Below are 24,468 nucleotides of genomic sequence, written 5' to 3' on the forward strand. Positions count from 1 at the left end.
GGTTTTATCATGATTAAAAACAATAATGATCTAACATTAATATACGACGAAGGTTCTGATGGTTTTTATTTGGAGAATGGACGAGGTGAGATACTAAGCCCAGAAGAACATAATGAGGTTTTAGAGAAACTAAATAATTTTTTATCTCATTATGGGAGTCATAACATTGCTGAACTTATAAGTAAGCGAAAAGAACAATTGACACATTTGCATTTCGAGTATACAATATCCAAATTTATTGTAGAGGAGAGAACCTTCAAGAAAAGCAAGAACAGGTCTAAACCTTGGACATTTATTTGTGATTTCTGCAATAACAAATATACAGATGAAGAAATGGATAAATGGTATACAATTAGTGCAGTGGCGGTATCTGAAGGTGTTTATTGTTCAAAGGAATGTGCTGATAATGATTTGATAAATTACAGGAAACGATGGGAAGAGTCAAAACAAAAGAACATTTGAATTAATTGAAATTTCGGGGGGAGTGTTCAAAATGCAATTTAATAGTTTTACTGATTTTCCTTACTAATAAAAATGAGACGGCTATTAAGTAGCTCGTCTCGCTGTTATTTCTCCGCAAGATATCCCAAAAACCTCACATGCTACAAAACCTACTCATAAATCTTCCCCATGTATAAGATGGCAGCGAGTGACTTCCACTCAGGCTGATCTGACAGATACCCCATATCTATAGTATCTTCCATCCAGGATTCCATTGCCTCCAGAAAGGCAGCCAGCGATAGGTTTTCCCATTCCTCAGGGTTCACTTGAAGGTCGTGGCGTAATGCCTTTATAAATTCAATGAGTTCATCTTTTGAATCAACATTCTCGCGTTTATCAAAAAGGTCCATGTTAAGATATTCTCCTCCTTTGTAACAGTAGACACACGCATTGTCTAGCTCATCTCGTTGTGATTTCTGATTCCCCTGCTGGCATGAATCCTTAGCTACCGTATATGCTCAAAGCATTTGTAATTGACAGTAGGGGGAATCTCTCTGTCATGAGAAATCTCAACTTCGATTCCAAAGCTAGGAGAGTAGATCCACTGATCACCGTCGACTGCAGTGGTGTTATCAAGCGTTGGAAAGATTCATTATAGGTCCGTTTGCACACTACTCCTGACTTTTCCAGCATGTTACTATGATACTAACTATCTGGAACTTGGTGGTGAAGAAAATGGAAATTGGGTTTGAAGCCAAAGTATACCACATTGGATTATCTATAGGGTTCTTTTCTAAAGATCATATAAACGTGTGGGCAGATAAAGTAATTGATCTTTTAGAGGTAACAGATATACCTGATATGGTTTGAGCTTTCAATGGTAAAAAAAGAGGAGGACATTCCTCGCTTACTTATCGAGCTTTGCACTAATACAGAAGAGGAAAAAGCATTAAAAACAATAGTTGGAATGATTAACCTCAGTTACAAAAACAAACACTATACTCTTTATGAGACATGTGAAATGCTCTATAGGTTATCAAATTACGTTGATTCTGATCATGAATGGAATGGATATCTGTATGCGATCACGGAAAGCCTTGAGCGTGCCCTGGATGGATATGGGGATGTAGATACTTCAAGGAAAGAAATAGAAGAGTTTTTACTTGAACACGAGAAATATTCCAAATTGTTCGATCTGAGTTTACTTCCAAATCAACCACTAATTACAGAGTTTAAGCCGAGGAAGGAGCATATACTTTTTGATGTTTCTCGTGTAGTGGCTCCAGCAGATCTTCACATGATCTTGAAACGTCAACTTGATTTCCCTGATATGTACGGTATGAATTGGAAAGCATTTTGGGACGCAATCACCGGTATGGTAAAGCTACCCATGAAAATAACTATAACTGGATGGGAAGTATTAGAGGAACGCCTTCCGAAAGAAGCAGATTCTTTAAAAGAACTTCTTAAGGACTATTCATTACGTTATACTAACGAAATTTTCACAGTAGAGTATGAACAAAAAAGCGAGACATCTTCTAAGTGAGGATGTCTCGTTGTCATTTCTGTTGCTCCGCAAGATACCTCAAGTATCTCACGTGCTCTAAAGCCTTCTTTTTATCTTCCTCGCTTAGCTTTTCTAATTCATAGAAGAATAAGCTTTCGTATACGGAAAGAGGTTTGTCTTTCTTGGAGGAAGGGGAAGCTGTATCCTCCAAAATTCCGGCTTTCTCCAAAAGCTCCTCATATATAACGCCATTTAGAAAAGCAGCAAGCACTTTCAAGGTCTCGTGTTTAGTTTTATAGGTACCACCTTCAATTCTATTAGTTGTCGAATGGCTCACGCCTGAAACATCCGCGAGTTCCCACTGGCTTCTGTATCCACTTTTTCTCTAATACCAGCAAAAAAACGCCGAATAATTGGTGTATCAAGAAGACAACTATTAACGGCGAAGCTTCCTGATGTTGACAAACGCTTTTCGCTGGGGAACGATTTCATCGCCAAAGTGCTGCAACTTTTCAAAATCGTACATTTGAAGATATCTTTTTTGGATAAGGTGTCTCATATGTGTGACAAAGAGATATCAGCCTGAAAGGAGGCCATCAATGATCAAACCACCTAAAGGTATCGAATTCCATCGTGAGTTCGCTTCTGATATGAAACGAATGGTCCATGAATTGGAGGTTCTATTTAAGTCAAAGCCAGCAGAACCAAAGGAAGCTACTGAGACAGATCAATCAGTAAAGGGAAATAGCCTAAAGGAATACTGGACGACACTCACACAACTGCATAGAGCGCCGAAGAGCGGGAGAGAGAGAAGTTAGGATCTGCGCCTAACGACATTCCACCATTTCACCAGGTAAGGGTGATAACAAGGTCAAGGTGGGGTTACTGCCAAAATGATTTCTTTGGAAAAGCATACAAGACAGAAAATGACCAATATATAAGGATTATTGTTATGACAAAAGCGAAGAGATTCATTTTCGCAACGAAAACATAAAAGTAACAGTTGAATCGATGTTCAACTGCTCAAGTTCTACTGTTCTATGAAGTCCAGAATTAATGACTTTAGACAAGTTTGTATAAACGTTTAGGCAAAAGCTCCAATTTACTTGCCCACCCCCTCTATCTTTTCCTACCCTATAACTAGAGGGGGAGAGAACATGTACGCATGCAGTTATTCAGGCACGGTGCTTGGCATAGATGGAATGGTCGTCACTGTCGAAACAGACATAGCAAATGGCTTGCCTCAATTCGATTTGGTCGGACTGGGTGGTTCAGCAGTAAAAGAAGCGCGAGATCGTGTTCGTGCTGCCCTGCGCAACGCAGGATACGACTACCCAATGCAGCGGATCACCGTTAACCTAGCACCAGCAGACCAGCGCAAGGAAGGTTCTGGTTTCGATCTAGCTATTTCGTTCGGTATTTTACTTGCCTCGAAGCAAATGCTCCCTAGACCAGAGAGAATCCTCGTTCTTGGAGAATTGGCATTAGACGGTTCTCTTCGCCCTGTAACGGGTGTACTCCCCATTTTGCTAGAAGCTAAAAATGTAGGATTTACCCACGTGATTCTCCCCGAACAAAATGCAGCGGAAGCACAGCTCGTCGACATTACCGTATTGCCTGCGAGTAATTTGGAAGAGGCCGTGAACTACTGGAAAGAAGGACTTCATAGTAAGAACTCAGACTTGATTTTTTCCGAATCGGAAACAGGCAAGACGAATACGAACCAGCTGCCTCCCGACTTTGCCAATGTTTACGGACAGCAATTTGTAAAACGTGGCTTGGAGATCGCAGCAGCTGGATTTCATAATGTGATATTGGTGGGGCCTCCAGGTTCAGGGAAAACCCTTTTAGCTACTTGCCTGCCTGGTATCATGCCGAACATGACCATTCATGAATCTTACGAAGTGACGAAAATATACAGTATTGCTGGTCAATTGAAGCGGGAGAGTGGGCTCGTCGAGGAGCGACCTTTTCGTGCTCCGCACCATACAATTACCGCTACTGCACTGATTGGCGGTGGTGCGCAAATCCCGCGTCCCGGAGAGTGTAGCTTGTCTCACGGCGGAATCCTCTTTCTTGATGAGATGCCCGAGTTTTCTCGACATGTATTAGAGGTACTACGCCAGCCGCTGGAATCAGGGGCTGTTACGATTGGACGATCTAAGCAGGTTTTTACCTTTCCTGCTCGGTTTCTGTTAATTGGTTCGTGCAATCCTTGTCCGTGTAGATAATATCCTTGGAAAAACAATATTGAACGGTGACTGAAGCACGAGGGCGTTTTGAACCTTCACTAGGGGTAGAATGTACCTGAATCCGTTGCACCAAGGCTTTCACAATCTCCCGTCTTGTTTCGAATGATGGATTGTCATCTAGTTTGTCTCGCAGTGATGTGAGTAATTGAAAAGCATTCATTACCTTAGTAGAATAATCGCGGTCAACTTGCAGCGAGGTCCGTATTTCTTTTAAGCGTTGATCGAGGAGCTCTTTCTCCTGATTGATTTTTTGGATCTGTTTCTCTAAATCGGTAAAAGTGATGATGCTTTTACGGAAGAGGTCCAGGATGCTTTGACGTTCAATATCTTTATCATCGATGCTCTTTTGAATAAGTGCTATTTCGGACTCCAAATCGACCTTCTCACTCTGCTTTACTTCTCTAGCTGCAGCAATCTCCTGAAGGGCTTCCCCTGGCTGATTAATAAATGCCAAGCAATCTCTCCACACAAGGTCCTCGATCCAATCCTGAGGTAAATTCTTTGATGTACACTTACCTTGCATCGGGCCCTTATATGCTTGTTTACCCGTACAAACATAGAATCCTTTCAAAGCACGCTTACTCCCAGGATAATGAATCCCAACATAAGTTAATCCGCAGCACTGGCATTTTAGTAGGCTTCGAAGTAAATACTGATTCTTGGTGTTACGCATAGCTTCTATTTGATTACTTCGAAGGACTTTCTGTGCTTTTTCCCACGTGTCTACATCAACAATGGCTGGAACTTCACGTTCAATTACATCGCGTTTTCGTGTGCTCCGTTTTCCGTAGAAATGCACTCCCTTGTAAGAGGTGTTCGTAATGATTCCACGTATTCTTGAGGGGCGCCAGATACCCGCCGTATTCTCTTTACGTTTCCCACGAGTAATTTTTCGATCATCCTTTGCGTATGACGTAGGGATACCTAATGCATTTAAGTAGTCGGAGACTTTTATGCATGAGTGGCCTTGGTTAGCTAACATGTGAAAGATCAGTCGAACAACACCTGCCTCTGTCATATCGGAGTTAGGGAGTAGGTCTTCACAAATCTCCAGATAGCCATCACTGTCTACGCGGTAACCATACGGGACAATACCTCCAAGCCATTTACCGGACCGTGCAGCGCGGTTTGCGCCGTACCACAGACGTTCCAGGATGGTCTCCCGTTCCAAGTCAGCAACTCCAGCCAGAATGGTTAGGAGGAAGCGTCCAGATGGGTCACCGGTATCAAAGGGTTCCGTCATGGAACGGATTTTTACACCGTCAGTTTCAAGCTCATGCACGGAATTCAGGATAATCCTCGCTGATCGTCCAAGCCGGTCTAAGCGATAGATGAGAAGGAGATCAATCGTTCCATTCTTAGCATCTTGTAACAGCTCACGGCCGGCTGGACGAGCTTCTAGTGGGATTGTTCCAGTAACGCCATCGTCCTTGTACCACTTAACGATTTCTAACTGATGGAGATCAGCGTACTTTCGAGCGAACTCTAATTGATTCTCGATGGTACCTCTTTCAGCTTGATCATCAGAACTTGTACGTGCATATACTGCTAGTCGTAGCATAAATACAACACCCTTCATATATAGGAATGTATGTTCTGTTTTGGGGCGAAAATAAAATCCTCAAATGAGATTTAAGGAGTCCTGCATTAGTCTTATCTGTTGAAGGAAAAAGAGTGACTGATAGCTTTTTGGTATAGCCACACTTTTTCCTTAATCAGAGTATTTTAAAGTCCAGTCAAATTTAGATAACCGTATTGCTGGTATAACAACCCAATAAATAGTCCCCAACAAAGAGGCTAATAACAATAACCCTAGTCCAGAGAGTATGAAAAGATTCTTGCTTAAATTAGTTATTAAAGACACACCAATTGCTGTTCCCCATAACATTAGCGCATTTAATGGAGTTAATAGAAGAACAAGGCTTTGTATTATTTGCCGAGTATTATTAACTGCTTTAATTTTGTTCAATTTGGTAAGTTCCCTATAAAGGCTGATCTTCCTTCTAAGTTTGTCTAGTAGTTTTTGAATTTCATTGTTCACACGATCATCGAAGCAAAGAACGTAGTCTTTAAATGATAAGAATTCGAGTTGATTACCAACTTTAATAATCACTAATTGGGTATCACCCTTTTCAGCCACTAGGTAATCGTATTCATCTACTTTGATAGCTTTTTTAATTGCGTCACCCAAGAGGGGAGATGAACGTGAAACAATAAACCCACCTGCCGAGAAATAATTAGGGATTTTAACGTGGAAAATTTCGCTAATATGTTCATCATCCACACCTTCAAATGCTTTAAATTTTGGTCTCGATATTTCTGTAAAATAGCTAATCTCATTCTTAATATATAAATAAAACATTTCAAGCAATGACCTATCATTTAATATGTCAAGCCAAAAAAGCCGAAATCTAAAAGTGTGTATGTTACAAAAATGAATTACTTTATCGTCTTCAAACTCTGCAGATGGATTAAAGTTAGCCTTAAAAAATACTTTGTGATCATCATTTTCATAAAAAGAAAAGTGGTCATTTTGGGCGTCATATGAACAATTAATCTTAAATCCGAGGATATTAACTTGTTTTTCTATTTCATGTGCAAAATAATTTAACCATTTTGTTGTATCAATAGTAATAAAGCTATCTTTGATAGTTAATAGATCAAGTTCTTCTAGTTTGATAACGTTTCTTAGTAAGTCTGATTCTGTGTACTTCTTTTTAAAGTGGTCGATATTAAAACGAATTTTTTTATCTCCGTGTCTGACATAACTTGACGCTATCTCAGATAAGAGGAGGTACTCGGAACCAATAAGCAAGTTAGGTCACCCCTCTGTGATTTGTGATGGCTTGGTCGATTGAGATCATTAAGCTTGCAAGATCATTTCTATTCTGTTCATAAATACACATAATTTGATTAAAAGTTTTATGTATAGATTCAATACTTTTATTAGATATCCTTGCCATATAGCTAACAAGTTTTTCATCAAGTGGACTATTTGTTAGTTCATTTTCTAAATACAGTTGTGGTTCCTTCATACAATAAAAAAATGCATTTAACAAAATTTTGTCATAGACATGAAGTGTATCATTTGCTAATGAAGATATTTTTATTTTAACATCTGCATAGCAACTATTTATATAATGTTCTTTTTGTGTAATTGGTCCAGCTAAATTTATCAATGCTAACCTTCTAATGGCTTTATCGTGATTGGTTGACAGATAATTAAATTTCAATAAGTTATGAATATCTTTCACAAAAGAGTCAATATCTGAGCTTTCAAGATTACTCGCTCTTGACATTAACTTACCTTCGATTCCATCAATCAGCAAATGCTTATTCTCTTCTTCGGATAAGGTTACTTTAATGTGGGATAGTGAATATCTATCGTAGAAGTATTTAACTTCATCAAGTTGAATAATTTCGCTGATGTTTCCAGGCTGTACAATATCAACACCAACTACCATTCGACCCTCAACTTCAAATTTTAATTTTGTAGGTACTCTGTTATTAATAGTAAGTAAGTTTCTTAGGGACTCATCGCTTAAAAGTAGGGGAGTTATAGATCCTCTATGATCAGACACACGCTGAATGACTTCATTCACAAAAACAGCTTTTTCATTTTCTTTGTGGGTATAGTCTGAGTAATTGGTCATAATTGCAATATTCATGTCCAAGTATATTCTTATTTCTGTATGTAAAGTACGGGTTATTTGGTTTTTTTTGTAATAAAAATCCTTATCACTCGTAAATCGTACATCAATTATATTATTTAACCCATTTATTCTTGTGTGTGGAAAAATGCTAAGAGAAAGACCGTTAATTCCATAATGATGAAGTCCAGTTTTTAATTTTTCTAAGTTTAGTTCTGCAGACTGTAAATCTAGAGAGACACCATGATAATGATAAATAAAAGCATTAAAATCAGTTTTTGGAGCTTCTTTAGTATTAAAAATACTCTTGATATGATTACAAAGATAAGCTTGATCTTCATCTTCAAGATCATCAATAGTTGAATAAATAAACATTGGGTATGCTTCAACTGTTGAAGGAAAGGAAGTAATCCAGCTTTTGCGCTGGCACATAATCAGTAGATCGTATCGTTCTTGATCATCTAAGTGAGCAAGCATCTCCCAAGCAGAGTACTCCCCATTTCGAGTAAAAAAAAGCTTCTGTTCTTTTATCACGTTATTTCCCCTTTTCAATTAAGTTAACGTAATCCATTGATTTTAAAATTGTTGAATCATCATTTAGAGCTTCTAGTTTTGCTCTTAGTGCCTCTAATTCATTTAGGGTTGCAACTAATGCATCTGCTTTTTTCAATAGTTTAGTAAGGGCTTGATCTACTGATAATGGAGTTAATCTTTTACGATTGTTTTTCTTTAATATATCTATTAGTTCATATGTAAGGCTAACAGAAATAAACCTAAATGCTTCCTGAAGCTTCTCAATACTTCCGTCACCAAATTGAATATCTAATTCCTCGTGGCTAGCTACAGCTTTAATTAATTCCTTCATTTTGCTGATGACTATAATAGAGTCCGGGTTAGTATCTTCGTGTGATTCTTCAACCGTTTCTTCTTCATCTAGTAAAAACTCATTTTCTTCTTCGTTATGATTCATTTTCTGATCCCCCTATTAAGAGTCACGAATACGTTATATAAAATAATAGTGGTTATAGGAAAAAAATACTGTCGTTTCTTGTCGTAAATAGTAAAAATGTCATGTGAAATATAGGCAAAATAAAAAGCCTCTAAAGTAAGAGGCTATAGTATGAAAAGTTTTGATAAGTAATTTCAAAAATTTACGGTTAACTTCATTTTAATCCTATTTAATCTCTCCTGACATAATTCTGGTGTAACCTTAAATTGATTAGAAAGTACATCCAGTATATCTGCCTGCTGGAAATCATAACTGGTTAGCATATGTAGTGGTAAAGCAGCATACCTCGTAAAATTTCTTGCATCCCATTCCTGTAGCTCGCGGAATGCCGCTGGCATCATAATTTGTCGGCCAGCATGACGAAGGATATGGCATAGCTCATGATAAAAATGCTCTCTTTGCACAAGCGAAGGGAGTCGTTTGTCTATCGTTATACTTTTGAAGCGGCCGAATTCATATGCCATTGATGGTATCTCTTTGTAAAAGAGATGGATGCCTAGTGATCTTGCAATACGCTGCTCGTCTAATTCGTCAGGTGTTTTTATCCCAAGTTTTCTGTAAAAGTGGCTTATCCAGGATTCAAGTGAGGTTGGAGAGTAGGACAATTTCATCAGATCACCTCTTGGGAACGTTTGTTCTTATTGTATTATCCTACCATTTACCCTACCTTCTTACTAGTGACAATTCTATGTAGAAGTACCGGCAAGTCAGCGATTTGTTAGAAGATACTAGGTATTACTAACGGCATGAATAGAAAGGTTTGAGTATTATGTCAAAGTTACTGCAAGAAATATACAGTGGAGCACTACGTCCAGAAATTCTGGAAAAGCTAAAAGTTTATTCGGGTAAAATTGTTGCCTGCGATCCAATGATTTCCCATACGGTACCATTCGAACGATCAATAGCGCCTGGGGAGTATCCAGTTGTTGCTTGGTGGAACGACGAAGGAGATTGTATAGCGGCTGTTGAGCTGAAGTTTTCTGAGTCTCGGGCAGTTCGTTGGGAAATGGCAACTAAAGAGGAGCAGCGTATAGAAGAACTAGAGGAAGGGCATATATACGGCTATCCCGTAGATACAGGGCTAGGCTGTTTTGCTGACGTTGAAGCGATCAAAAAAATGGATGAACTAGAAAACAAAATTCAGCGAGAACGTGGAGAAGATTTTATTAGCTTTTATGATGACGTTGTAGATGATTTGTTGACCGAGAACAACGATACATGGTGTAATCTCATCGTTAGTGAAGATACGGGGCTAAATGTTATGATTTTCCGTTCTGGTTACGGGGATGGTTTTTATGCTTCATATTGGGGAATTGACGAAGGCGGGAATATAGTCTCAATAGTCACGAATTTTAACGTACTCTGAATAGAAGACAGTAAATAGCCTCTTGATCACCGATCAGGAGGCTTTGTCGTTTTATGTCGGATAATAATGGTAGGAAAATGGAACTATGTGGAGAAATATGTTGAAGAGGTGAAAACAACATGAAGATAAAAAAAGGGAGCAATGATGTTCTGTTAGTCACTCCAGATTACGGAAAAGATGAAGCTAGATACGCTTCAAAAAGTGCAAATGAATTTTTACAAGAATTCAGGACTTATGAAACGCAAAATAATATCCCCAATTTATTAATGTATGACAAGAAAAGTGAGGCATTTTACATTGTTTGTCATATAGATGGCTTGTCAATTGTTAATTATTCCGATTTGCAAGCAGTTTTAGACCCATCGGATAGTGAAGATTATAAACTAAATAGGGATTTATATACAGATACGCAAGCTTTTCAATTAATGGAAGAGGACGCAATTAAAGGGAGGAGCTTTGAAGATATTGTCGTGGAATATGATAGGACTTATAGAAAGACCAAGCCCTTAAAGGTCTTTGGGGGTCAACATAGGATTAATGCTATTTCTTCAGCTGTTAAATCAAACGTTAATTCAATACATGGTATTAGAGTGTACTTCAACTTGAGTTTAGAACAAAAAGTAAATATCGCTATGGTCAATAATACCTCTATAACAGTCCCTAATGATTTACTTGATCGAATGCAGGAAGAGCTACTTGGATCAGATTTAAGGAACTGGTGCCAAAGAATTGGATTACTTGATGAGAAACAAAATTTTGCGGACAAAAGAAGCCAGGACGGCATTCCCACAGTAAGAATTGCTAGAACGTTGTTAATTAACTACTTTAAAGGTAAAGTGGCAAACCTAGACGATTTCCACAGACCAGTCGTCTGTACTTCAGGGTCAGGACTCGATCCCGAATACAAGAAAATAAGAAGTCAAATTGATTGGAAAGATAAGGATCTCGAAGGTATGGGGAAAGAGTTTACAAAATTACACAAAACTCAAAAGAAAATCGTTTCTGAAAGAAACAATGAAAATCACTCTGAATTTGCCAATAAAGCACTCCATCCCAGTGTTGTTGCTTCGTGGGCCTATGCTGCAGGGCTCTTTCAAAGTAATAATGATTATTTAAGAAACCATTATGATCTGGTTAAGGCTTCTTCTCATACCAAGGATCCATTAAACGCGAAAGCTTTGGTGACTGCTCGTCTTAAAGGAGTCGATCCAGAGACTTATCGAGGATTAGGGTCACGTATTAATCAAGAAGAGTTCGGCAGAATGTTAGAAGTATTTATCCTACAATCAACAACTGCTAAGAAAAGGGGAATAACAAAAGATTTGGCCAATGCAGCTATACAAACTTATTACGCAAAGAAACAAAATTTCGAAGCAGAAAAGGCAGTTAAAAAAATATAAGCTAGAGATGAGGCAAAGAAATGTTTGAAGAGTATTTGTTTGATGCAAATGAATTCTTACAAAAAGCAGATTCGCTATCCGAACAAGAGAGTAAGAAATATTATCGTGCCTCGATCTTTTATATTTTTAGTGCTATTGAAGCATTTGTAAACTATATTGGTGATACGATTGAGAAGGGGGGAGGAGCACAACAATTCGAAGTAGCTTTTCTAACCGATAGAAAATTCGGATTGGAAAAAGATGAATTTAAAATTACCCCTAAAAGTGAATATCACAAAATTGAGGAAAAACTTCGTTATTTAATTAAAAAATACGCAAAAAATACGAATATAATTAACACTAATTCTTGGGCAAATTTTAAAGACTTCAAAAAACTGCGTGATTCCATTGTTCACCCAAGGGCTTCAGAAGATAGCATACCTAAAGAACAATATCAGAAATTAGTTCAAGATGGTTTGGATTCTGTAATTGATATAATAAATGATATATGTAAAGGGTATTTCAATAAACCTCTCAGATTACGACTGTTAGAATTAAAATCATCGAATTAACTATTTTCCTGTGTAGTAACTCTAACTTTAAGCACAAATATTAAGTGAGTAAATGCTAATCATCACGTTTAGCTTTACTCACTTAATATTTAACTCCAAAAGCTAAATCAATTATAAAGCTTTGAATAAGTAGTGTACTCCCGCCAAATAGCTTGGCTGCCCCTTCTCCAGGCTTCTTGTGGAGTAGTAGCTTGCTTTGATTAAATCAGTTTAACTGCCAGCAGTGCAGTTTCTCCGTATTTGCCCACAAATATTGCCTCCTGATCTCTAATAAAAACGAGACGGCTACAAAGCTGCTCGTCTAGCTGTCATTTCTTATACCGCCTGTTCCTCCAATTTAGTTTGGTTAGTCTTATGACTCGGTGATGTTACTCCTCAATGAACTATCGAACCCGTTTAAATAGATTTATAACGTTGGATAACTGATAACATTGAGAGTTAAGTTATGATTAAATATCTAGAAACGAAGTTAAAGAAGTAATTAACCTCAACATTACCAATGCAGATTAAACCAATTATTCAGTATCATCGAGATTATCAAGATACGAATCATCACAAATACAGCTTATTGATTGACCATAACACTTCGGACATTGTTCAATGTCACAGCCGGGAACATGGTATTGACCAATTAGAACAGAGCAATCATTACATCTGGTAAAATCATGGTCAAATTTCGCACCCCCATACTTTTCATCTCCAAATCTAATTCTTGGATAAACCTCATGTCCAATTAAGTAATCTTCTATGAATTGTGCCTCTAGTATCTCCTTTGGAAAGCTCTTATGAACTTCTTCATTATTGTAAACAACTAATTCGTTTCTAAAAAACTCAATTAAATGCGCTTCCACACCCCAAAAATCAGGGTCAATATGCTTATGTAGTTCTTCATTAAAAAATTTATAGTGAAAAGATGTCATAAACTCAAACAAAATCGAGTATTTCGACTTTAGATCATATACGGATTCATCAACTTCAAAATGCATCATCGCATTTCTTATTCGTATTGCTTTTTTTATTATTTCAATGTCTTTCTTATCTAGCGGAAATTCTAGTATGTTAACCATTCGATCTAAGGCAAGCGATAGTGAAATCGTTGTCTTAGGCTTATCAATATTCTCAAAAATCAAGTAGTGGCTGCTTCTTCTAATCTTTTCTTTGACCATTAATTCTAATGCCTGAACAAGATTAACAAAGCATATTTTCCACTTGCGAATGTCATTCTCAACATACTGAAAATAAAATAAAGATGAATTTAGAAAATCGTACGCATTATCTTGTAAATTTAGTTTCAAACGCAAAACGTTCCCTCCATTGAGTGTGTATTTTTTGTTAATAAGGGATAATGTAAAACGAACAAAAAAGACACGCAATTTATATTCTGCGTGTCTCGTTGTCATTTCTGTTGGTCCGCTAAATACCTCAAATACCTCACATGCTCTAAAGCTAGCTTTTTATGTTGCTTCTCTTGCAATACGTACCATCGCTTTTCAAACAAAGAAAATAAATCATTTCATCATTATCGGCTGATCCATAATATCCAATATCAAATTCGTTTACATTATAAATTCCTTCGAGTAGTTGTGGAACTGAGCAGTTCCAAGTTACATGAGAAAATTTATAAGGGAATTCATTCCGATTTTCATTCGGAGAATGAACGTAGACCGCATCTTGTCCTGAATCTTTCTCATGAATAGTTATCCAGATTTGATATGGCTTTGAAAATAATTGAAGTTGAGTACATAAATTAGTATGGAGTTCAAAGAGCGCTAAAATGTGCTGTTTTCGTGGCTTCATACCTCGATCCCCAATACCTAACCAATCTAAGTGCGTATGCCACATGTCAAACCAAGAGTCTTCTGTAAGTTTTAGAGGATAATTTGCAGCACGTGCAAATAACTTTCTGTAATATCGTTTCTTTCCCCTTAATTTCTTCAATGTACCCTCCAATATTGATTAGACACAAAAGACCCGCAAATTGCTAGCGAGTCTTGTTGTCATTCTTTATTGCCCTGCTCCGCCAGATACCTCAAGTACCTTATATGTTCTAAAGCCTTCTTTTTATCTTCCTCGCTTAGCTTGTCCAGCTCATAAAAGAATAAGCTTTCATATTCGGAGAGTGGTTTGTCGTTTTTTGCTATAGGGGAGGGTGTGTCTGTACGATCGAGTAAGTAGTCGACTGATACACCGAAATAGTCAGCAATCTTTTCTAAGCGTTCTCTTCTAGGAAGCCTTTCCTTCTCGCCCTGATCAGGTTTTTCATAATGGGTGATGGAGGAACGAGGTATTCCCAGTGTATCTGCTAAAGTTTCTTGCGATAACCCACGTGATTCTCTAAGTTCTTTTAATCTTTCAGGGAAACCCATTCCGTGTCACCTCTTTCATACAAATCATACCAAAGAATGTTCGTTAAAAAAACAGTGCGTTTTACGAACTTTACAGGTTGACAAGTGCGTTAAACGAACGTATTATAAGAGTAATAGGTGCGGATAACGAACGTGAGGAGGTGCATTCAATGAAAAATATCAAAGCCAGATCCACGCTGATTAAGGCTCGTAAGGAGAAAAAGATGACTCAACAGGAGGTCGCAAATGCAGTAGGTATCAACCGTGCCTTTCTGGCTAATATCGAGCGTGGCGAACATACTCCCTCATTAGAGGTAGCACATAAAATCTCTTTAGTACTTGAGAGCAATATGGAAACTCTTTTTTTTAACCACGATGTGCGAAAAACGAACACAGCTTAAAAGGAGGCCCACAATGATCAAACCACCTAAAGGTATCGAATTCCATCGTGAGTTCGCACCTGATATGAAACGAATGGTCCATGCATTGGAGGTTTTGCTCAAGTCAAAGCCAGCTGAACCAAAGGAAGTAACTCAGCCGGATCAACCGGTCACGAATGAGGAAACAGCCTAAAGGAGTGCTGGACGACACTCACACAACTGCATAGAGCGCCGAAGAGCGGGAGCGAGCGAAGATATGAGCCGCGCCATAATACATTCCACCATTTCACCAGGTAAGGGTGATAACAAGGTCAGGTGGGGTCACTGCCAAGACTCGACGCTGCATGCAGTTGTGTGATGAAAGTGAGGTGAGAACTATGCAACAGTTGTCCAATATTATTGCAACCGCAGAAGCACTTAAAAAGAAAGGGGCACTTTTGGAAAGCTTCTGCGGCGCGGAAAAAATCAATCAAATCACTCAATCAACTTTAGAACAACTGCGTTCTAACATGATTACACCAGCGATTGCACGAGATTTATTGGAGTTTATATCCGAAATTTATTCGCTGGAACATAAGTTTCCTCAATAGAAACACTGAACAAATGTTCTTGTCGTTCGGAGTGATACTTCTTGAAGTGATAGTTCAGATCATGAACAGTAGCTAATGCATGTATTACGTCCTTAGACATCTTCTCATCCATTTCAACAAGACAATGTGGACATTTGAATTGTCTATCACCTGAGTTGATTGATGAAAAGTAAACAATAAATCGGTTATCACAATTTTTGCAAAGTATGTTAGCTGCAGTACTCACGTTTTCACCACCTTCCGTTTCTGGCATCTGAAGAACGCCACTCGCCAAAGTTCACGTTCTTCCGACAATAGATTCAACAGAGGTTATGGAAATTCCTACCAATCGCTTCTTGTTTCGCTTTTATAAGAAAAAGCCCCATCGTGAGCCACGAGGGGGTCTGAAAGATGAGCACAGTTTCATTGTAATTCGAAAACCAAATAGAAAAGAGGAGAACAGATGGGGAACAACAGTACAACGATTTCACTATATTCTCGCTCTCGGATACATGACATCTGTGAATATGCTTATCAAAATCAGCGTACAGGCGAACAACTGACGTACGAATCACTTGGGAAGAGGCTAGGAAGGTCGGCACGCTGGATATCGGATGTGATTAATGGTAGAGCGACGCCATCCCGAGAGGATGCGGAAGCGTTCGTGAAGGAATGCGGCAATCACCGATCAGTTCGGATGATAAAACATCTTTTTGGCGATGCACCACCGCCGACTGACCCGCGCTTGATGGTTAATCTTACAGCTACTTTATATAACCTGATCAAACAGTGTCAGGATGTAATCCATGAAGCACAGGCATTGATTGAATGGGAGCGTAAAAGGCGACCATGGGATTCGTTATCGACAGATGAAGAAAGTCTCTTGAAGGAAGCAGGTAAGCAGATTGAAGACCTATTCCAGGCGTGTGATGACGTACATATCTTGATGGATGAACGCTACGGTATTGATCCAGCCATTCACCAACACAACTGGTTATTAGAAGCAAGAGACCTGGAGATAGTCATAACTGATCCACGCGAGTTAATGCGCCGCGAGCGACAAGAAATGTTATTTGCGGGAGGGCGGGCTCAATGAAAACAAATCAAGACTGGAATCGGAGAATGCTCGAGGTACTCGAAAAAACATACCAGTATGACGCTGCTATGACGGAGGTTCTGATGCCAGAAGTCGCAAAGCAATACACGACAGCAGACGAACAAAACGAAAACTATCGTGATCGGTTGCTTCTATTTAAAGAAGATTTAGAGGAGGAGAAGGCATGAAGGAACTAACAACTGCTCAAGGTGTAATCGAGTTAGTATGCGATGGAGATCATCCAGTTGGACGCAAGGTGATTACTTTAGGCGAGATGGTTGAATTAGAGCGAATGGCAGAAAAAGAGAAAACCGCCCGCGGCGAACGGACGGCTTAGAAAAACATTACTAACCGAAGAGTACCATACCTGGATGGGGAGGACAAGCCTTTGAAAAAGTCAGTGACTTCTCAAATAGCAGAACTGCAGCGTGAACTTGAAAACGCAGAACAAGCATATCGACAAGCTGATGATGATTGGCGAGCGATAGATGTGCAATACGTTCAAATGAAACGTCTTCGTGAGGAACTAGATGTTCATAAACGTGATTTGGCGCATGAGATAGAGTGGCGTGTACGGGAGATCGCAGCATTAGAGGAGGAGATTAAGTATGAGCGCACCAGTGCTTGATTTTCAAGAATATGTAGAGAAAACGGAATCGAGCAGGCAGCGTGCGATAGAAACTTTGGCATTTGATATTGATAACAGTGGAATTGAATGGACAGTACGGGATGTTATCGAGGAGCTAGAGCTATTAGTTGATGGGAAAGCAACAATGGACTTTGAGGATTTCGTAGATGGAATAAGAGAGCAGGCAAGGCGCTTACTCAAATAGTCGAAACTGGGGCAACATTGCCTCAGTCTGCCGGGAATAACCTACCGGCACTGATGAGACAGGTTACATAGCGAGGGAGAAAGAGCGTGGCGCAGTCAAGGGAGCTGCAACGGCCGCGTAGAGGTTGGGACGCGGCACCTCGTATCCAAATAGGAAAGGAGGATGGACGTGGTTTGGAGTAGGCCGGTCAATGTAAAGAAGCGTGAGGACTTGATCCGGAGAACAGGGACTCTGAAGCACAAGGTCACCATAGTTGACGCAAAAGAAGAATTCCATGGTGTCGATGTGAAGGTACGAGATTTCAGAGGGGAAGAATACTGGACCACATTAGAAGACGTTGAGCTGCACAATGAAAAAGACCCCGCGGGAACGGAGTCTAACGGCTAAAACTTGGTTATTTCTAGCGTAACGCGTTTACCTCTAAAAAACAAGAGGGAGGGACTGAGCATGCAAGCCATTCGTTTGGTGAATACGCTAAATATGCAGCATGAAGACTGGCTGGAACATCGACGTCTTGGAATTGGTGGTTCCGATGCTGCCTCGATATGTGGGTTAAGTCGCTACAAATCACCGATGGCAGTTTATCTAGAGAAACTGGGAGAGCTACCACCGGTAGAGGACAATCCAAAAATGAAGGCAGGGCGAATTCTGGAACCTGTTATTGCTGATTGGTTTGCAGAGGATACCGGGTACAAAGTATGGCGGCAAAATGCGATATTTCAACATCCGGAGCATCCCTTCATGCTAGCTAATATTGATCGCTGGTTGCCTGGACAGAATGCAGGCTTGGAATGCAAGAACACATCGGAATATTGCAAGGATGACTGGTCTGGTACGCAGGCTCCAACGGAGTATATTCTTCAATGCAACCATTACATGGCTGTTACTGGGGCAGATAGATGGTACATCGCGGTGCTAATTGGGGGCTGGGATTTCCAATGGCGAGTGATCGAACGGGATGAAGAGCTGATTAAGAATCTGATTACTATCGAAAAAGGATTCTGGGAAGAGCATGTAGTGGCAAAAATTCCGCCAGTCTTCTCTCATCAAGATACTGACTATCTCAAGAATGCATTTCCTGAATCTGTTTCGGATTCTTTGATTGAGCTACCTGAGGAGGCTTACCCGATTATCCAAGAGTTGCATCTAGCAAGAGTAGCTAAAACCCAAGCTGAACAGCGAGAGGAAGCAGCAAAGAACCAGATTAAGGGCTACATGCAAACAAGCGAAAGAGCGTACTTTCAAGGGGATCTTCGGTTTACCTGGAAGACAGGGAAGCGCGGCCGTATATTTCGGGTAATTGGAGGCGATGAGTAATGTCTGAAGCCAAGACGGTAAATCAATCAGCCTTAGCCGGGCAGTTAGCACAGCGAACGATGACTAAGGCTGAAAACTTTAATGCAGTGATCAAGAAAGAACTTGCCGACAACTTTCAAGCTATTAAATCGTTGGTTCCCAAGCACATGACGCCTGAGCGTTTAGCTCGAATCACGTTAACAGCTATTAGTAGGACCCCAGCACTTATTGATTGCACACCTGCATCAATCGTGGGAGCTGTTATGAACTGCGCAACGTTGGGACTGGAGCCTAATTTAATCGGACACGCCTATTTAGTTCCGTTCAAAAACAACCGTACTAAGCAAATGGAATGCCAGTTTCAGATTGGATATAAAGGACAGATTGATTTGATACGGCGCACTGGTGATGTTTCTAAGATTTATGCTGAGACCGTCTACGAAAACGACTTGTTCATTTACATCAAAGGTGAGGACAAGCGTCTAGTCCATGTTCCTTTTGATATGCTGCACCACCTAGAGAACTTCACTCCGAGTAAGGATGATTTCATGGACATTATGATGGCCCAAGCTATCGGGACCATTAAGTCTAGGGGAGCAAATGAACAAGGAAAGCCAGTTCGTTACTACTCGGCATATCGCTTAAAAGACGGAGCTTTCGATTTTGTTACGATGACGGCTGAGCAATGCGAAAAGCATGCCATGACGCATTCCGCAGCCAAAAAAGACGGAAAGCTAGTAGGTCCATGGAAAGACCACTTTGAGAGTATGTGCAAGAAAACCTGCATCAAGGAAATGGCGAAATACATGCCGATCAGCATCGAGGTACAGGAGAAGCTATCGACCGATGAAGCAGTTTTGAAGCTTCGGAAAGATAACGGAATTGAGTCTGATAACATTTTCGATGTGGATTACAAGGTCGTAGAAGACGGTCAAGCTGAACCCGATAAAGAGGCAACTGAGCAATGATAGAGCGATCGTTTCTACTCCCAGACTTGTACCGGTTGTATAACGATCCTGAGACGCTAAAACGGTTTGCGAAAGCATATATGCGACGGAACTATCCGGAATGGACACCGATCAAGATAAAGCAGTACAGAGTATTTGCACAAAGGCATGGTGATAAAAATGAGCATGTTCAATGAGCTACGAGCTGTCCCTAAACCCACATTCAAGCGTCGAGTGAAGAAACAAAAGGATCGCGGGAAGATTACTTCCAAAGTTCTCGCTGAGGTGTGGGAACGGGATAAGGGCTGCTGCGTGCTTTGCAAGAAAAGTAGTAAGCAAGTATGGACATTAGAAGGGCACCACATCATCTTCCGAAGCCAAGGAGGAACTGGGGAACCATGGAACGTTGTACTGGCATGCGGTCCAGTTACTCAGTCAGGTACGTGCCACTGGAAGGCTCATAACACGCGAGCGGGTCGCTTAGCGTTTATTGAATACCAACAAAACACTCTCCTTCCTTTCTATCAGGGAGGAGCATCATAGCCGGGAGGAGTTGAAGGAAGTGGCTAGAGCAAGGAACATCAAGCCAGGATTTTTTAAAAACGAGGACCTGTCTGATCTCAGTCCCCACACAAGATTATTGTTCATTGGTTTGTGGTGCTTAGCTGATCGTGAGGGGTTTTTAGAGGATAGACCAAAACGAATAAAGGGTGAGCTTTTCCCTTATGAGAATGTCGAGGTAGACCAGTGCTTGCAGGAATTACATCACGCTGGCTTTATCATCAGATACGAAGTGGATGGAGAGCGTTTCATTAGTATTCCAAAATTTAAGGACCATCAAAATCCTCATCATAGAGAAGCAGCGAGCAAAATACCGAAGCCCGAAGTAGGTAAGGACAAGCCTAGGGCTGTGACCGACCAAGGTAAGGCACAGCCTCAGAACAGCCTAGGGCTTTCCTCGGAAATTTCGTGCCTAGGTAGTGACGAGCCTACTAAAAGCCCTGCTGATTCTCTGATTCCTGATTCCCTTAACCTGATTCCTGATTCTCTGATTCCTGATACCACTACTACTGATTCCATGGAACAGCATAAAAGCGTGGTGGTGCTCGGTGGTAGGAACCTTCATGTATTCAATAGCGTAATTGATCAATACAAGCATTATTTCAACTTCGACCCAAATCCAACTATCATGCAGTTACTATATAGCTATTTGGATGATGGGTTACAGATGGACTTGTTGGCTTGGGTAATGAGATATGCAGCAGAAAAAGGCAAGGCTTGGGATTATGCAAAAGGGACCCTTGAGAAGATGTTCGTACAAGGGGTACGGACTGCTGAACAAGCAGAGAAGGCTAATCAGGAGTTCCAACAACAGCAATCGCAAAAGGTTGTTCCTATTCGAGATAACAAGCTAAGAGTGGACAATCTCCCAGCATCTGTTCAGTGGCAAATGGAGCAAGAAAGGGTAGGGGCGTTCCAGTCCCGGGAATCACCGCGCTTATTACGTGATGATCCGGAACTAATGGGATTGCTAGACCGCATGAGACGGTCAAGGACAACAGGTAGCTAGACCGCTGAATGTTACGACAGACTGGGCGTTTTACCGAATGAATTATCTGGGGTAAGCTCGCCCATGGCTGCCAAATAGCTCATGAATATGGCGATAAACCCTAACATGCAAATCAGGGAAAACAAAAGCAACGTCTCCAGGAGTAAGCTTCAGCTTATCCGACGGCTGCTCGATAGCAAACGGTATCTCCATAGATTGCAATGTTTCTTTCAAGTAACTAACTTCGGACCAAGACACCGAGTAATAAAACGACTTTTCCACGTGACCAACTCCTTCGTCATCATTATGCCACGAGGAGTAAGGACAAAAAAGATGGGCACAAAAGCTCAATTTTGATAAAGATAAGCGATAAAAAAGACCATCCCTTGCCACTTTCATAGCTTTGGGACAGCCTTCTTGGAACTTTTATGAGATTAGCTACATCTAAGTGCAGATGCAATAAGGCAAATTTGGCAAAGTTATACAGCCAGGTGTTTTTTCGCAAGGGAAAATGTTACCTTTTGAGCTGATTGTTTTTAGGAGTTTCTTCCACATAGTTAATCACCTCCAATCAAAAGGGAAATTTTACCATCCAATACACCTTAACATATGTAGGAAACTATTAAAATAGTAATTTTCCAAATATTCTAGATCGTGATTTAACAAATTGCTCAGGGAGATAAACAAAGGAAGGAGCAAGCGAGGATGCAAACAGATCGGATTATTCAGGGGAACTGCTTGGAAATGCTAAAGACTCTTCCTGCTAAGAGTGTCCATTGCTGCGTGACTTCTCCGCCATATTGGGGCCTGCGCGATTACGGAGTAGATGGGCAACTAGGTTTAGAAAGTACACCTAAGGAATTTGTATCCAATATGTTAGCTGTTTTTCGAGAAGTTTACCGGGTGTTGAGGGATGATGGAACGCTCTGGCTAAATCTTGGTGACAGCTACGCGGGGAGCAACAAAGGGAGATGGGGCGATGGCAGCGGCAAAGTCAGCAAGAAGCCGATGCAGTCAAGCGCGCGTACCAGTGGCAACTTATCTTATAGTGCCTTTGATTATGACGGATTGAAGCCAAAGGACCTTGTTGGTATTCCCTGGCGTGTAGCACTGGCTCTCCAGGATGATGGCTGGTATCTCCGATCAGACATCATATGGAGTAAGCCAAACCCAATGCCAGAAAGCGTGTCCGACCGCCCAACCAAGGCGCATGAATATATCTTCCTCCTGACAAAGAACCAAAAATATTTCTATGACTCGGAGGCTGTCAAAGAGGCGGCTGTTGGTACAAACTTTATCGCTCCTGCAGGTTCGGCTGGTGCATTTGGACCGGAACAATCAAGAAGGCGGAAAGGCAATTCTAAGACATTCCGCGGCGGAGGAGCCTATACGCAGGGACGCAGCTTTAATAACTCTGAATTGGTCGAAAGAGAGAGCAAAGGGAATGTTCCTAATGAATCGGGGCTTAGAAATCGCCGGAGTGTTTGGATAGTGGCCACAGAGCAAACACCAGAAGCTCATTTTGCGACATACCCTCAGAAGTTAATCGAACCGTGCATTCTCGCTGGGACAAGTTCGCGTGCTTGTGAATGTTGCGGTGCTCCTTGGAAAAGGATCGTAGAAAAGGCAACAACGTTTCATGGGGGATCAGGAAGAGCAGGCCGTACTCCAGATGAATTGAACACCAGTGGGAAGTGGCGAGAAGAACATCTGCATGGAAATAAAAACCTGAAGCGTGGGCCTGTTGTCAGCGCTGAAACAGTAGGCTGGGAGCCTACCTGCAATTGCCAAAACAATACTGGCATTGGTAAATGCATAGTGCTTGATCCTTTCATGGGATCCGGAACCACAGCTATAGTTGCCAAAAATCTTGGTCGTGCATTTATTGGGACAGAGTTGAACCCGGATTACATCCGGATCGCTGAACATCGAATCCAACGGGAAACGGCCCAAATGAACATTTTCGAGTTTGGCACTTAACACGATGTGTAGGCAGATAAGGTGGAACGGGAAAATAAAAACCCAATCCAAGGGATCGGGTGAAGAAAAGAGGTTTGAACGATGTAATGCCGTGTACCTCATGATGTAAATGCTTCAAGCTGATTACGTACAATCACTGTTTGAAAGTACGTGGTGAAATCATGATGCTATTGTAGTCAATCTGATTTTCTGGGTCAGTATTCATGAACAATACCATAAAATCCCCAACTTGATACCAAATCTCATGTCTATATTTATGATTCCCGTATGTTTCTTCACCGAAAATTTTAAAAATCTGGTCTTTAGTTAATGATTCATATTTTGTTTGTATGACAGTCAGACGTTCCTCGCCTTTGATTTTATTAAACATGTATCTATACCCGTTTCGGTCGAAATATCTGGTATGCAATTTTGGTGAAACAAAGTCATTCTCTCTTATCCCGAATTTTGATTGCAGTTCTTCTTTTGTTATATGAAAAGCGATATCACCGCCTAAATTTCCTTCATGGATAGTCTCTAGAATGTGGGTAAGAAACTCTTGAGCGTTAGATTGAGATTCTTGGGGTTTGAATCTTTCATAGGCAGTCATTGATGAAGCATTTTGCATATAGGAAAATACCGGGGTAAGAAGATACATTATTAAACCAATTACTAAGGCTATTTGTTGGATTTTATTCATGAAAGGCCTCCAATATTATTTCACCATTTCGTCATTAGTAGTACTTTTTAACAGATTTTGGTTTGGCGTAAGTATTATCTTCCAGGTTGTATTGCATCACCTCGTTAGTTGTAATTTACTTCCAAAAATATTATATCGGATATAGTGTTTAACACAACGGTAATTAAGAAAAGTAATTTTTCAAGGTAATCGAGTAGATAAGCACTCCAAAGATCAAAGCAACGATTCCTTGAATTCGATTCCTGTGTTTTAAATGGAAAATTCCTATGGCTAAAAATGAGAACAAAAGCCCGAGAATTGCCCATAAGAACTTGTTTTCATTGCGTAGTTTTGCTTCTCTAAACAACCAGATACTCATCAAAATACTGATAATCGGTAGAAACATATAGTGTACCCCTTAGTTATCAAAATGTTTTACAAAATTATACAACAAGAGATTATCCAAGGGAATATGAACGAATTATCACAACTCACGATTTGTTAAACGAGGAGAGAATAGGATGAATGAAATTCGTGAAATACTCCTGGGTAGTGGTTATGAAGCTCAAGATGTCGATTCAATGAGTGATGTAGAGTGCGTGTCTGAATGAGACGAACTTTGTTCGCAGTACACGTCTT

At 40.3% G+C, this 24,468-nt stretch carries 32 protein-coding genes and 2 pseudogenes; 22 read left to right on the forward strand and 12 right to left on the reverse strand.

All coding sequences use genetic code 11. The annotated features are described in order from the left end of the window. Window positions 1–9: 9 nt before the first annotated feature. Window positions 10–462, forward strand: a complete 453-nt coding sequence (locus POF51_RS07660; RefSeq protein WP_069849303.1) for a hypothetical protein — start codon at window positions 10–12, stop codon at window positions 460–462. A gap of 149 nt (window positions 463–611) precedes the next feature. On the opposite strand, the gene POF51_RS07665 is transcribed toward POF51_RS07660, so the two are convergent. Further along, a complete protein-coding gene (locus POF51_RS07665; protein WP_069849301.1) occupies window positions 612–851 on the reverse strand; it encodes a DUF7660 family protein in 240 nt (79 codons plus the stop codon). A 467-nt stretch (window positions 852–1,318) separates the two neighbouring features. Between POF51_RS07665 and POF51_RS07670 the strand changes: the two genes are divergently transcribed. Further along, window positions 1,319–1,987, forward strand: a complete 669-nt coding sequence (locus tag POF51_RS07670) for a barstar family protein (RefSeq protein ID WP_244521785.1) — start codon at window positions 1,319–1,321, stop codon at window positions 1,985–1,987. Window positions 1,988–2,000: 13 nt separating this feature from the next. Here the strand turns inward: POF51_RS07670 and POF51_RS07675 are convergent, their stop codons facing one another. Then, window positions 2,001–2,285 carry an XRE family transcriptional regulator gene (locus POF51_RS07675; RefSeq protein WP_244521784.1) on the reverse strand — a complete coding sequence of 95 codons (285 nt, stop codon included), beginning with the start codon at window positions 2,283–2,285 and terminating at the stop codon, window positions 2,001–2,003. A 262-nt stretch (window positions 2,286–2,547) separates the two neighbouring features. On the opposite strand from POF51_RS07675, the gene POF51_RS07680 reads away from it, so the two are divergent. After that, window positions 2,548–2,766 (forward strand): hypothetical protein, encoded by a 219-nt coding sequence (locus POF51_RS07680; protein ID WP_069849299.1) that lies wholly within the window; start codon window positions 2,548–2,550, stop codon window positions 2,764–2,766. A 339-nt stretch (window positions 2,767–3,105) separates the two neighbouring features. Beyond that, window positions 3,106–4,173 (forward strand): annotated as a pseudogene (locus POF51_RS07685) (YifB family Mg chelatase-like AAA ATPase); the annotation flags it as partial. Here the strand turns inward: POF51_RS07685 and POF51_RS07690 are convergent. The 5 genes from POF51_RS07690 to POF51_RS07710 form a co-directional block, all read right to left on the reverse strand. Further along, a complete protein-coding gene (locus tag POF51_RS07690; protein WP_271754762.1) occupies window positions 4,121–5,761 on the reverse strand; it encodes a recombinase family protein in 1,641 nt (546 codons plus the stop codon). The pseudogene POF51_RS07685 and the gene POF51_RS07690 sit on opposite strands and share 53 nt — an antisense overlap. A gap of 150 nt (window positions 5,762–5,911) precedes the next feature. Then, complete coding sequence (locus POF51_RS07695) at window positions 5,912–7,015, reverse strand: hypothetical protein (RefSeq protein WP_271754765.1); 1,104 nt, start codon at window positions 7,013–7,015, stop codon at window positions 5,912–5,914. Window position 7,016: 1 nt separating this feature from the next. Further along, complete coding sequence (locus POF51_RS07700) at window positions 7,017–8,384, reverse strand: hypothetical protein (protein WP_271754767.1); 1,368 nt, start codon at window positions 8,382–8,384, stop codon at window positions 7,017–7,019. A gap of 1 nt (window position 8,385) precedes the next feature. After that, window positions 8,386–8,820 (reverse strand): hypothetical protein, encoded by a 435-nt coding sequence (locus POF51_RS07705; protein WP_271754769.1) that lies wholly within the window; start codon window positions 8,818–8,820, stop codon window positions 8,386–8,388. A 173-nt stretch (window positions 8,821–8,993) separates the two neighbouring features. Continuing rightward, complete coding sequence (locus tag POF51_RS07710; RefSeq protein WP_271754771.1) at window positions 8,994–9,470, reverse strand: ImmA/IrrE family metallo-endopeptidase; 477 nt, start codon at window positions 9,468–9,470, stop codon at window positions 8,994–8,996. Between the two features lie 158 nt (window positions 9,471–9,628). Here POF51_RS07710 and POF51_RS07715 point away from each other — a divergent pair, with 158 nt between their 5' ends. From POF51_RS07715 to POF51_RS07725, 3 genes are all read left to right on the forward strand, one after another. Continuing rightward, window positions 9,629–10,225, forward strand: a complete 597-nt coding sequence (locus POF51_RS07715) for a DUF4241 domain-containing protein (protein WP_271754773.1) — start codon at window positions 9,629–9,631, stop codon at window positions 10,223–10,225. A 119-nt stretch (window positions 10,226–10,344) separates the two neighbouring features. Beyond that, entirely contained in the window at window positions 10,345–11,625 is a 1,281-nt protein-coding gene (locus tag POF51_RS07720; RefSeq protein WP_271754775.1) for a hypothetical protein, read from the forward strand. A 20-nt stretch (window positions 11,626–11,645) separates the two neighbouring features. Then, window positions 11,646–12,176 (forward strand): hypothetical protein, encoded by a 531-nt coding sequence (locus POF51_RS07725; protein ID WP_271754777.1) that lies wholly within the window; start codon window positions 11,646–11,648, stop codon window positions 12,174–12,176. A 515-nt stretch (window positions 12,177–12,691) separates the two neighbouring features. On the opposite strand, the gene POF51_RS07730 is transcribed toward POF51_RS07725, so the two are convergent. The 3 genes from POF51_RS07730 to POF51_RS07740 all read right to left on the reverse strand — a co-directional run bounded on the left by POF51_RS07730 (window position 12,692) and on the right by POF51_RS07740 (window position 14,542). After that, complete coding sequence (locus POF51_RS07730) at window positions 12,692–13,477, reverse strand: hypothetical protein (RefSeq protein WP_271754779.1); 786 nt, start codon at window positions 13,475–13,477, stop codon at window positions 12,692–12,694. A gap of 145 nt (window positions 13,478–13,622) precedes the next feature. Beyond that, window positions 13,623–14,114, reverse strand: coding sequence for a hypothetical protein (locus tag POF51_RS07735; protein WP_271754781.1), 492 nt, complete (start codon window positions 14,112–14,114; stop codon window positions 13,623–13,625). Between the two features lie 59 nt (window positions 14,115–14,173). Next, window positions 14,174–14,542, reverse strand: coding sequence for a helix-turn-helix domain-containing protein (locus POF51_RS07740; RefSeq protein WP_271754783.1), 369 nt, complete (start codon window positions 14,540–14,542; stop codon window positions 14,174–14,176). 149 nt (window positions 14,543–14,691) lie between these two features. Here POF51_RS07740 and POF51_RS07745 point away from each other — a divergent pair, with 149 nt between their 5' ends. The 13 genes from POF51_RS07745 to POF51_RS07805 all read left to right on the forward strand — a co-directional run bounded on the left by POF51_RS07745 (window position 14,692) and on the right by POF51_RS07805 (window position 21,212). Beyond that, entirely contained in the window at window positions 14,692–14,922 is a 231-nt protein-coding gene (locus POF51_RS07745) for a helix-turn-helix transcriptional regulator (RefSeq protein ID WP_271754785.1), read from the forward strand. Window positions 14,923–14,935: 13 nt separating this feature from the next. Beyond that, window positions 14,936–15,094: a hypothetical protein gene (locus POF51_RS07750; RefSeq protein WP_271754787.1), complete on the forward strand. Its 159-nt coding sequence runs from the start codon at window positions 14,936–14,938 to the stop codon at window positions 15,092–15,094. Window positions 15,095–15,278: 184 nt separating this feature from the next. After that, entirely contained in the window at window positions 15,279–15,491 is a 213-nt protein-coding gene (locus tag POF51_RS07755) for a hypothetical protein (RefSeq protein WP_056486535.1), read from the forward strand. A 442-nt stretch (window positions 15,492–15,933) separates the two neighbouring features. Next, window positions 15,934–16,566 carry a helix-turn-helix domain-containing protein gene (locus tag POF51_RS07760; protein ID WP_271754792.1) on the forward strand — a complete coding sequence of 211 codons (633 nt, stop codon included), beginning with the start codon at window positions 15,934–15,936 and terminating at the stop codon, window positions 16,564–16,566. Then, window positions 16,563–16,754 carry a hypothetical protein gene (locus tag POF51_RS07765; protein ID WP_048033536.1) on the forward strand — a complete coding sequence of 64 codons (192 nt, stop codon included), beginning with the start codon at window positions 16,563–16,565 and terminating at the stop codon, window positions 16,752–16,754. Before POF51_RS07760 ends, POF51_RS07765 begins: the two co-directional genes overlap by 4 nt. Further along, complete coding sequence (locus POF51_RS07770; protein WP_162630260.1) at window positions 16,751–16,903, forward strand: hypothetical protein; 153 nt, start codon at window positions 16,751–16,753, stop codon at window positions 16,901–16,903. Before POF51_RS07765 ends, POF51_RS07770 begins: the two co-directional genes overlap by 4 nt. 51 nt (window positions 16,904–16,954) lie before the next feature. Further along, on the forward strand, window positions 16,955–17,194 hold the full coding sequence (locus POF51_RS07775) for a hypothetical protein (protein WP_271754796.1): 240 nt from the start codon (window positions 16,955–16,957) through the stop codon (window positions 17,192–17,194). Further along, a complete protein-coding gene (locus POF51_RS07780) occupies window positions 17,175–17,399 on the forward strand; it encodes a hypothetical protein (RefSeq protein WP_271754798.1) in 225 nt (74 codons plus the stop codon). The genes POF51_RS07775 and POF51_RS07780 overlap by 20 nt, the downstream gene beginning before the upstream one ends. A 168-nt stretch (window positions 17,400–17,567) precedes the next feature. After that, complete coding sequence (locus tag POF51_RS07785) at window positions 17,568–17,786, forward strand: hypothetical protein (protein ID WP_271754800.1); 219 nt, start codon at window positions 17,568–17,570, stop codon at window positions 17,784–17,786. A gap of 60 nt (window positions 17,787–17,846) precedes the next feature. Then, complete coding sequence (locus POF51_RS07790) at window positions 17,847–18,716, forward strand: YqaJ viral recombinase family nuclease (RefSeq protein WP_271754802.1); 870 nt, start codon at window positions 17,847–17,849, stop codon at window positions 18,714–18,716. Then, window positions 18,716–19,663, forward strand: a complete 948-nt coding sequence (locus POF51_RS07795; RefSeq protein ID WP_271754804.1) for a recombinase RecT — start codon at window positions 18,716–18,718, stop codon at window positions 19,661–19,663. The genes POF51_RS07790 and POF51_RS07795 overlap by 1 nt, the downstream gene beginning before the upstream one ends. 165 nt (window positions 19,664–19,828) lie before the next feature. Further along, complete coding sequence (locus POF51_RS07800) at window positions 19,829–20,185, forward strand: HNH endonuclease (protein WP_271755088.1); 357 nt, start codon at window positions 19,829–19,831, stop codon at window positions 20,183–20,185. 19 nt (window positions 20,186–20,204) lie between these two features. Further along, window positions 20,205–21,212, forward strand: coding sequence for a DnaD domain-containing protein (locus POF51_RS07805; RefSeq protein WP_271754806.1), 1,008 nt, complete (start codon window positions 20,205–20,207; stop codon window positions 21,210–21,212). Between the two features lie 42 nt (window positions 21,213–21,254). Here the strand turns inward: POF51_RS07805 and POF51_RS07810 are convergent, their stop codons facing one another. Further along, entirely contained in the window at window positions 21,255–21,473 is a 219-nt protein-coding gene (locus POF51_RS07810) for a hypothetical protein (protein ID WP_271754808.1), read from the reverse strand. Between the two features lie 462 nt (window positions 21,474–21,935). Between POF51_RS07810 and POF51_RS32165 the strand changes: the two are divergent. After that, window positions 21,936–22,760 (forward strand): annotated as a pseudogene (locus tag POF51_RS32165) (DNA-methyltransferase); the annotation flags it as partial. 249 nt (window positions 22,761–23,009) lie between these two features. Beyond that, a complete protein-coding gene (locus POF51_RS32170; RefSeq protein ID WP_442869511.1) occupies window positions 23,010–23,171 on the forward strand; it encodes a DNA methyltransferase in 162 nt (53 codons plus the stop codon). 133 nt (window positions 23,172–23,304) lie between these two features. On the opposite strand, the gene POF51_RS07820 is transcribed toward POF51_RS32170, so the two are convergent. Then, on the reverse strand, window positions 23,305–23,850 hold the full coding sequence (locus POF51_RS07820; protein WP_271754812.1) for a hypothetical protein: 546 nt from the start codon (window positions 23,848–23,850) through the stop codon (window positions 23,305–23,307). Window positions 23,851–24,468: the final 618 nt, after the last annotated feature.

The sequence above is a fragment of the Brevibacillus sp. AG genome (assembly GCF_028369215.1).
GTDB lineage: Bacteria > Bacillota > Bacilli > Brevibacillales > Brevibacillaceae > Brevibacillus > Brevibacillus porteri.

Excerpts from the sequence above, each read along its gene's own strand:
- POF51_RS07660 (WP_069849303.1), top strand. The coding sequence starts at position 10 with ATGATTAAAAACAATAATGATCTAACATTAATATACGACGAAGGTTCT.
- POF51_RS07665 (WP_069849301.1), bottom strand. The coding sequence starts at position 851 with ATGGACCTTTTTGATAAACGCGAGAATGTTGATTCAAAAGATGAACTC.
- POF51_RS07670 (WP_244521785.1), top strand. The coding sequence starts at position 1,319 with ATGGTAAAAAAAGAGGAGGACATTCCTCGCTTACTTATCGAGCTTTGC.
- POF51_RS07680 (WP_069849299.1), top strand. The coding sequence starts at position 2,548 with ATGATCAAACCACCTAAAGGTATCGAATTCCATCGTGAGTTCGCTTCT.
- POF51_RS07690 (WP_271754762.1), bottom strand. The coding sequence starts at position 5,761 with ATGCTACGACTAGCAGTATATGCACGTACAAGTTCTGATGATCAAGCT.
- POF51_RS07705 (WP_271754769.1), bottom strand. The coding sequence starts at position 8,820 with ATGAATCATAACGAAGAAGAAAATGAGTTTTTACTAGATGAAGAAGAA.
- POF51_RS07710 (WP_271754771.1), bottom strand. The coding sequence starts at position 9,470 with ATGAAATTGTCCTACTCTCCAACCTCACTTGAATCCTGGATAAGCCAC.
- POF51_RS07715 (WP_271754773.1), top strand. The coding sequence starts at position 9,629 with ATGTCAAAGTTACTGCAAGAAATATACAGTGGAGCACTACGTCCAGAA.
- POF51_RS07720 (WP_271754775.1), top strand. The coding sequence starts at position 10,345 with ATGAAGATAAAAAAAGGGAGCAATGATGTTCTGTTAGTCACTCCAGAT.
- POF51_RS07725 (WP_271754777.1), top strand. The coding sequence starts at position 11,646 with ATGTTTGAAGAGTATTTGTTTGATGCAAATGAATTCTTACAAAAAGCA.
- POF51_RS07740 (WP_271754783.1), bottom strand. The coding sequence starts at position 14,542 with ATGGGTTTCCCTGAAAGATTAAAAGAACTTAGAGAATCACGTGGGTTA.
- POF51_RS07745 (WP_271754785.1), top strand. The coding sequence starts at position 14,692 with ATGAAAAATATCAAAGCCAGATCCACGCTGATTAAGGCTCGTAAGGAG.
- POF51_RS07750 (WP_271754787.1), top strand. The coding sequence starts at position 14,936 with ATGATCAAACCACCTAAAGGTATCGAATTCCATCGTGAGTTCGCACCT.
- POF51_RS07755 (WP_056486535.1), top strand. The coding sequence starts at position 15,279 with ATGCAACAGTTGTCCAATATTATTGCAACCGCAGAAGCACTTAAAAAG.
- POF51_RS07760 (WP_271754792.1), top strand. The coding sequence starts at position 15,934 with ATGGGGAACAACAGTACAACGATTTCACTATATTCTCGCTCTCGGATA.
- POF51_RS07765 (WP_048033536.1), top strand. The coding sequence starts at position 16,563 with ATGAAAACAAATCAAGACTGGAATCGGAGAATGCTCGAGGTACTCGAA.
- POF51_RS07770 (WP_162630260.1), top strand. The coding sequence starts at position 16,751 with ATGAAGGAACTAACAACTGCTCAAGGTGTAATCGAGTTAGTATGCGAT.
- POF51_RS07780 (WP_271754798.1), top strand. The coding sequence starts at position 17,175 with ATGAGCGCACCAGTGCTTGATTTTCAAGAATATGTAGAGAAAACGGAA.
- POF51_RS07790 (WP_271754802.1), top strand. The coding sequence starts at position 17,847 with ATGCAAGCCATTCGTTTGGTGAATACGCTAAATATGCAGCATGAAGAC.
- POF51_RS07795 (WP_271754804.1), top strand. The coding sequence starts at position 18,716 with ATGTCTGAAGCCAAGACGGTAAATCAATCAGCCTTAGCCGGGCAGTTA.
- POF51_RS07800 (WP_271755088.1), top strand. The coding sequence starts at position 19,829 with ATGTTCAATGAGCTACGAGCTGTCCCTAAACCCACATTCAAGCGTCGA.
- POF51_RS07820 (WP_271754812.1), bottom strand. The coding sequence starts at position 23,850 with ATGAATAAAATCCAACAAATAGCCTTAGTAATTGGTTTAATAATGTAT.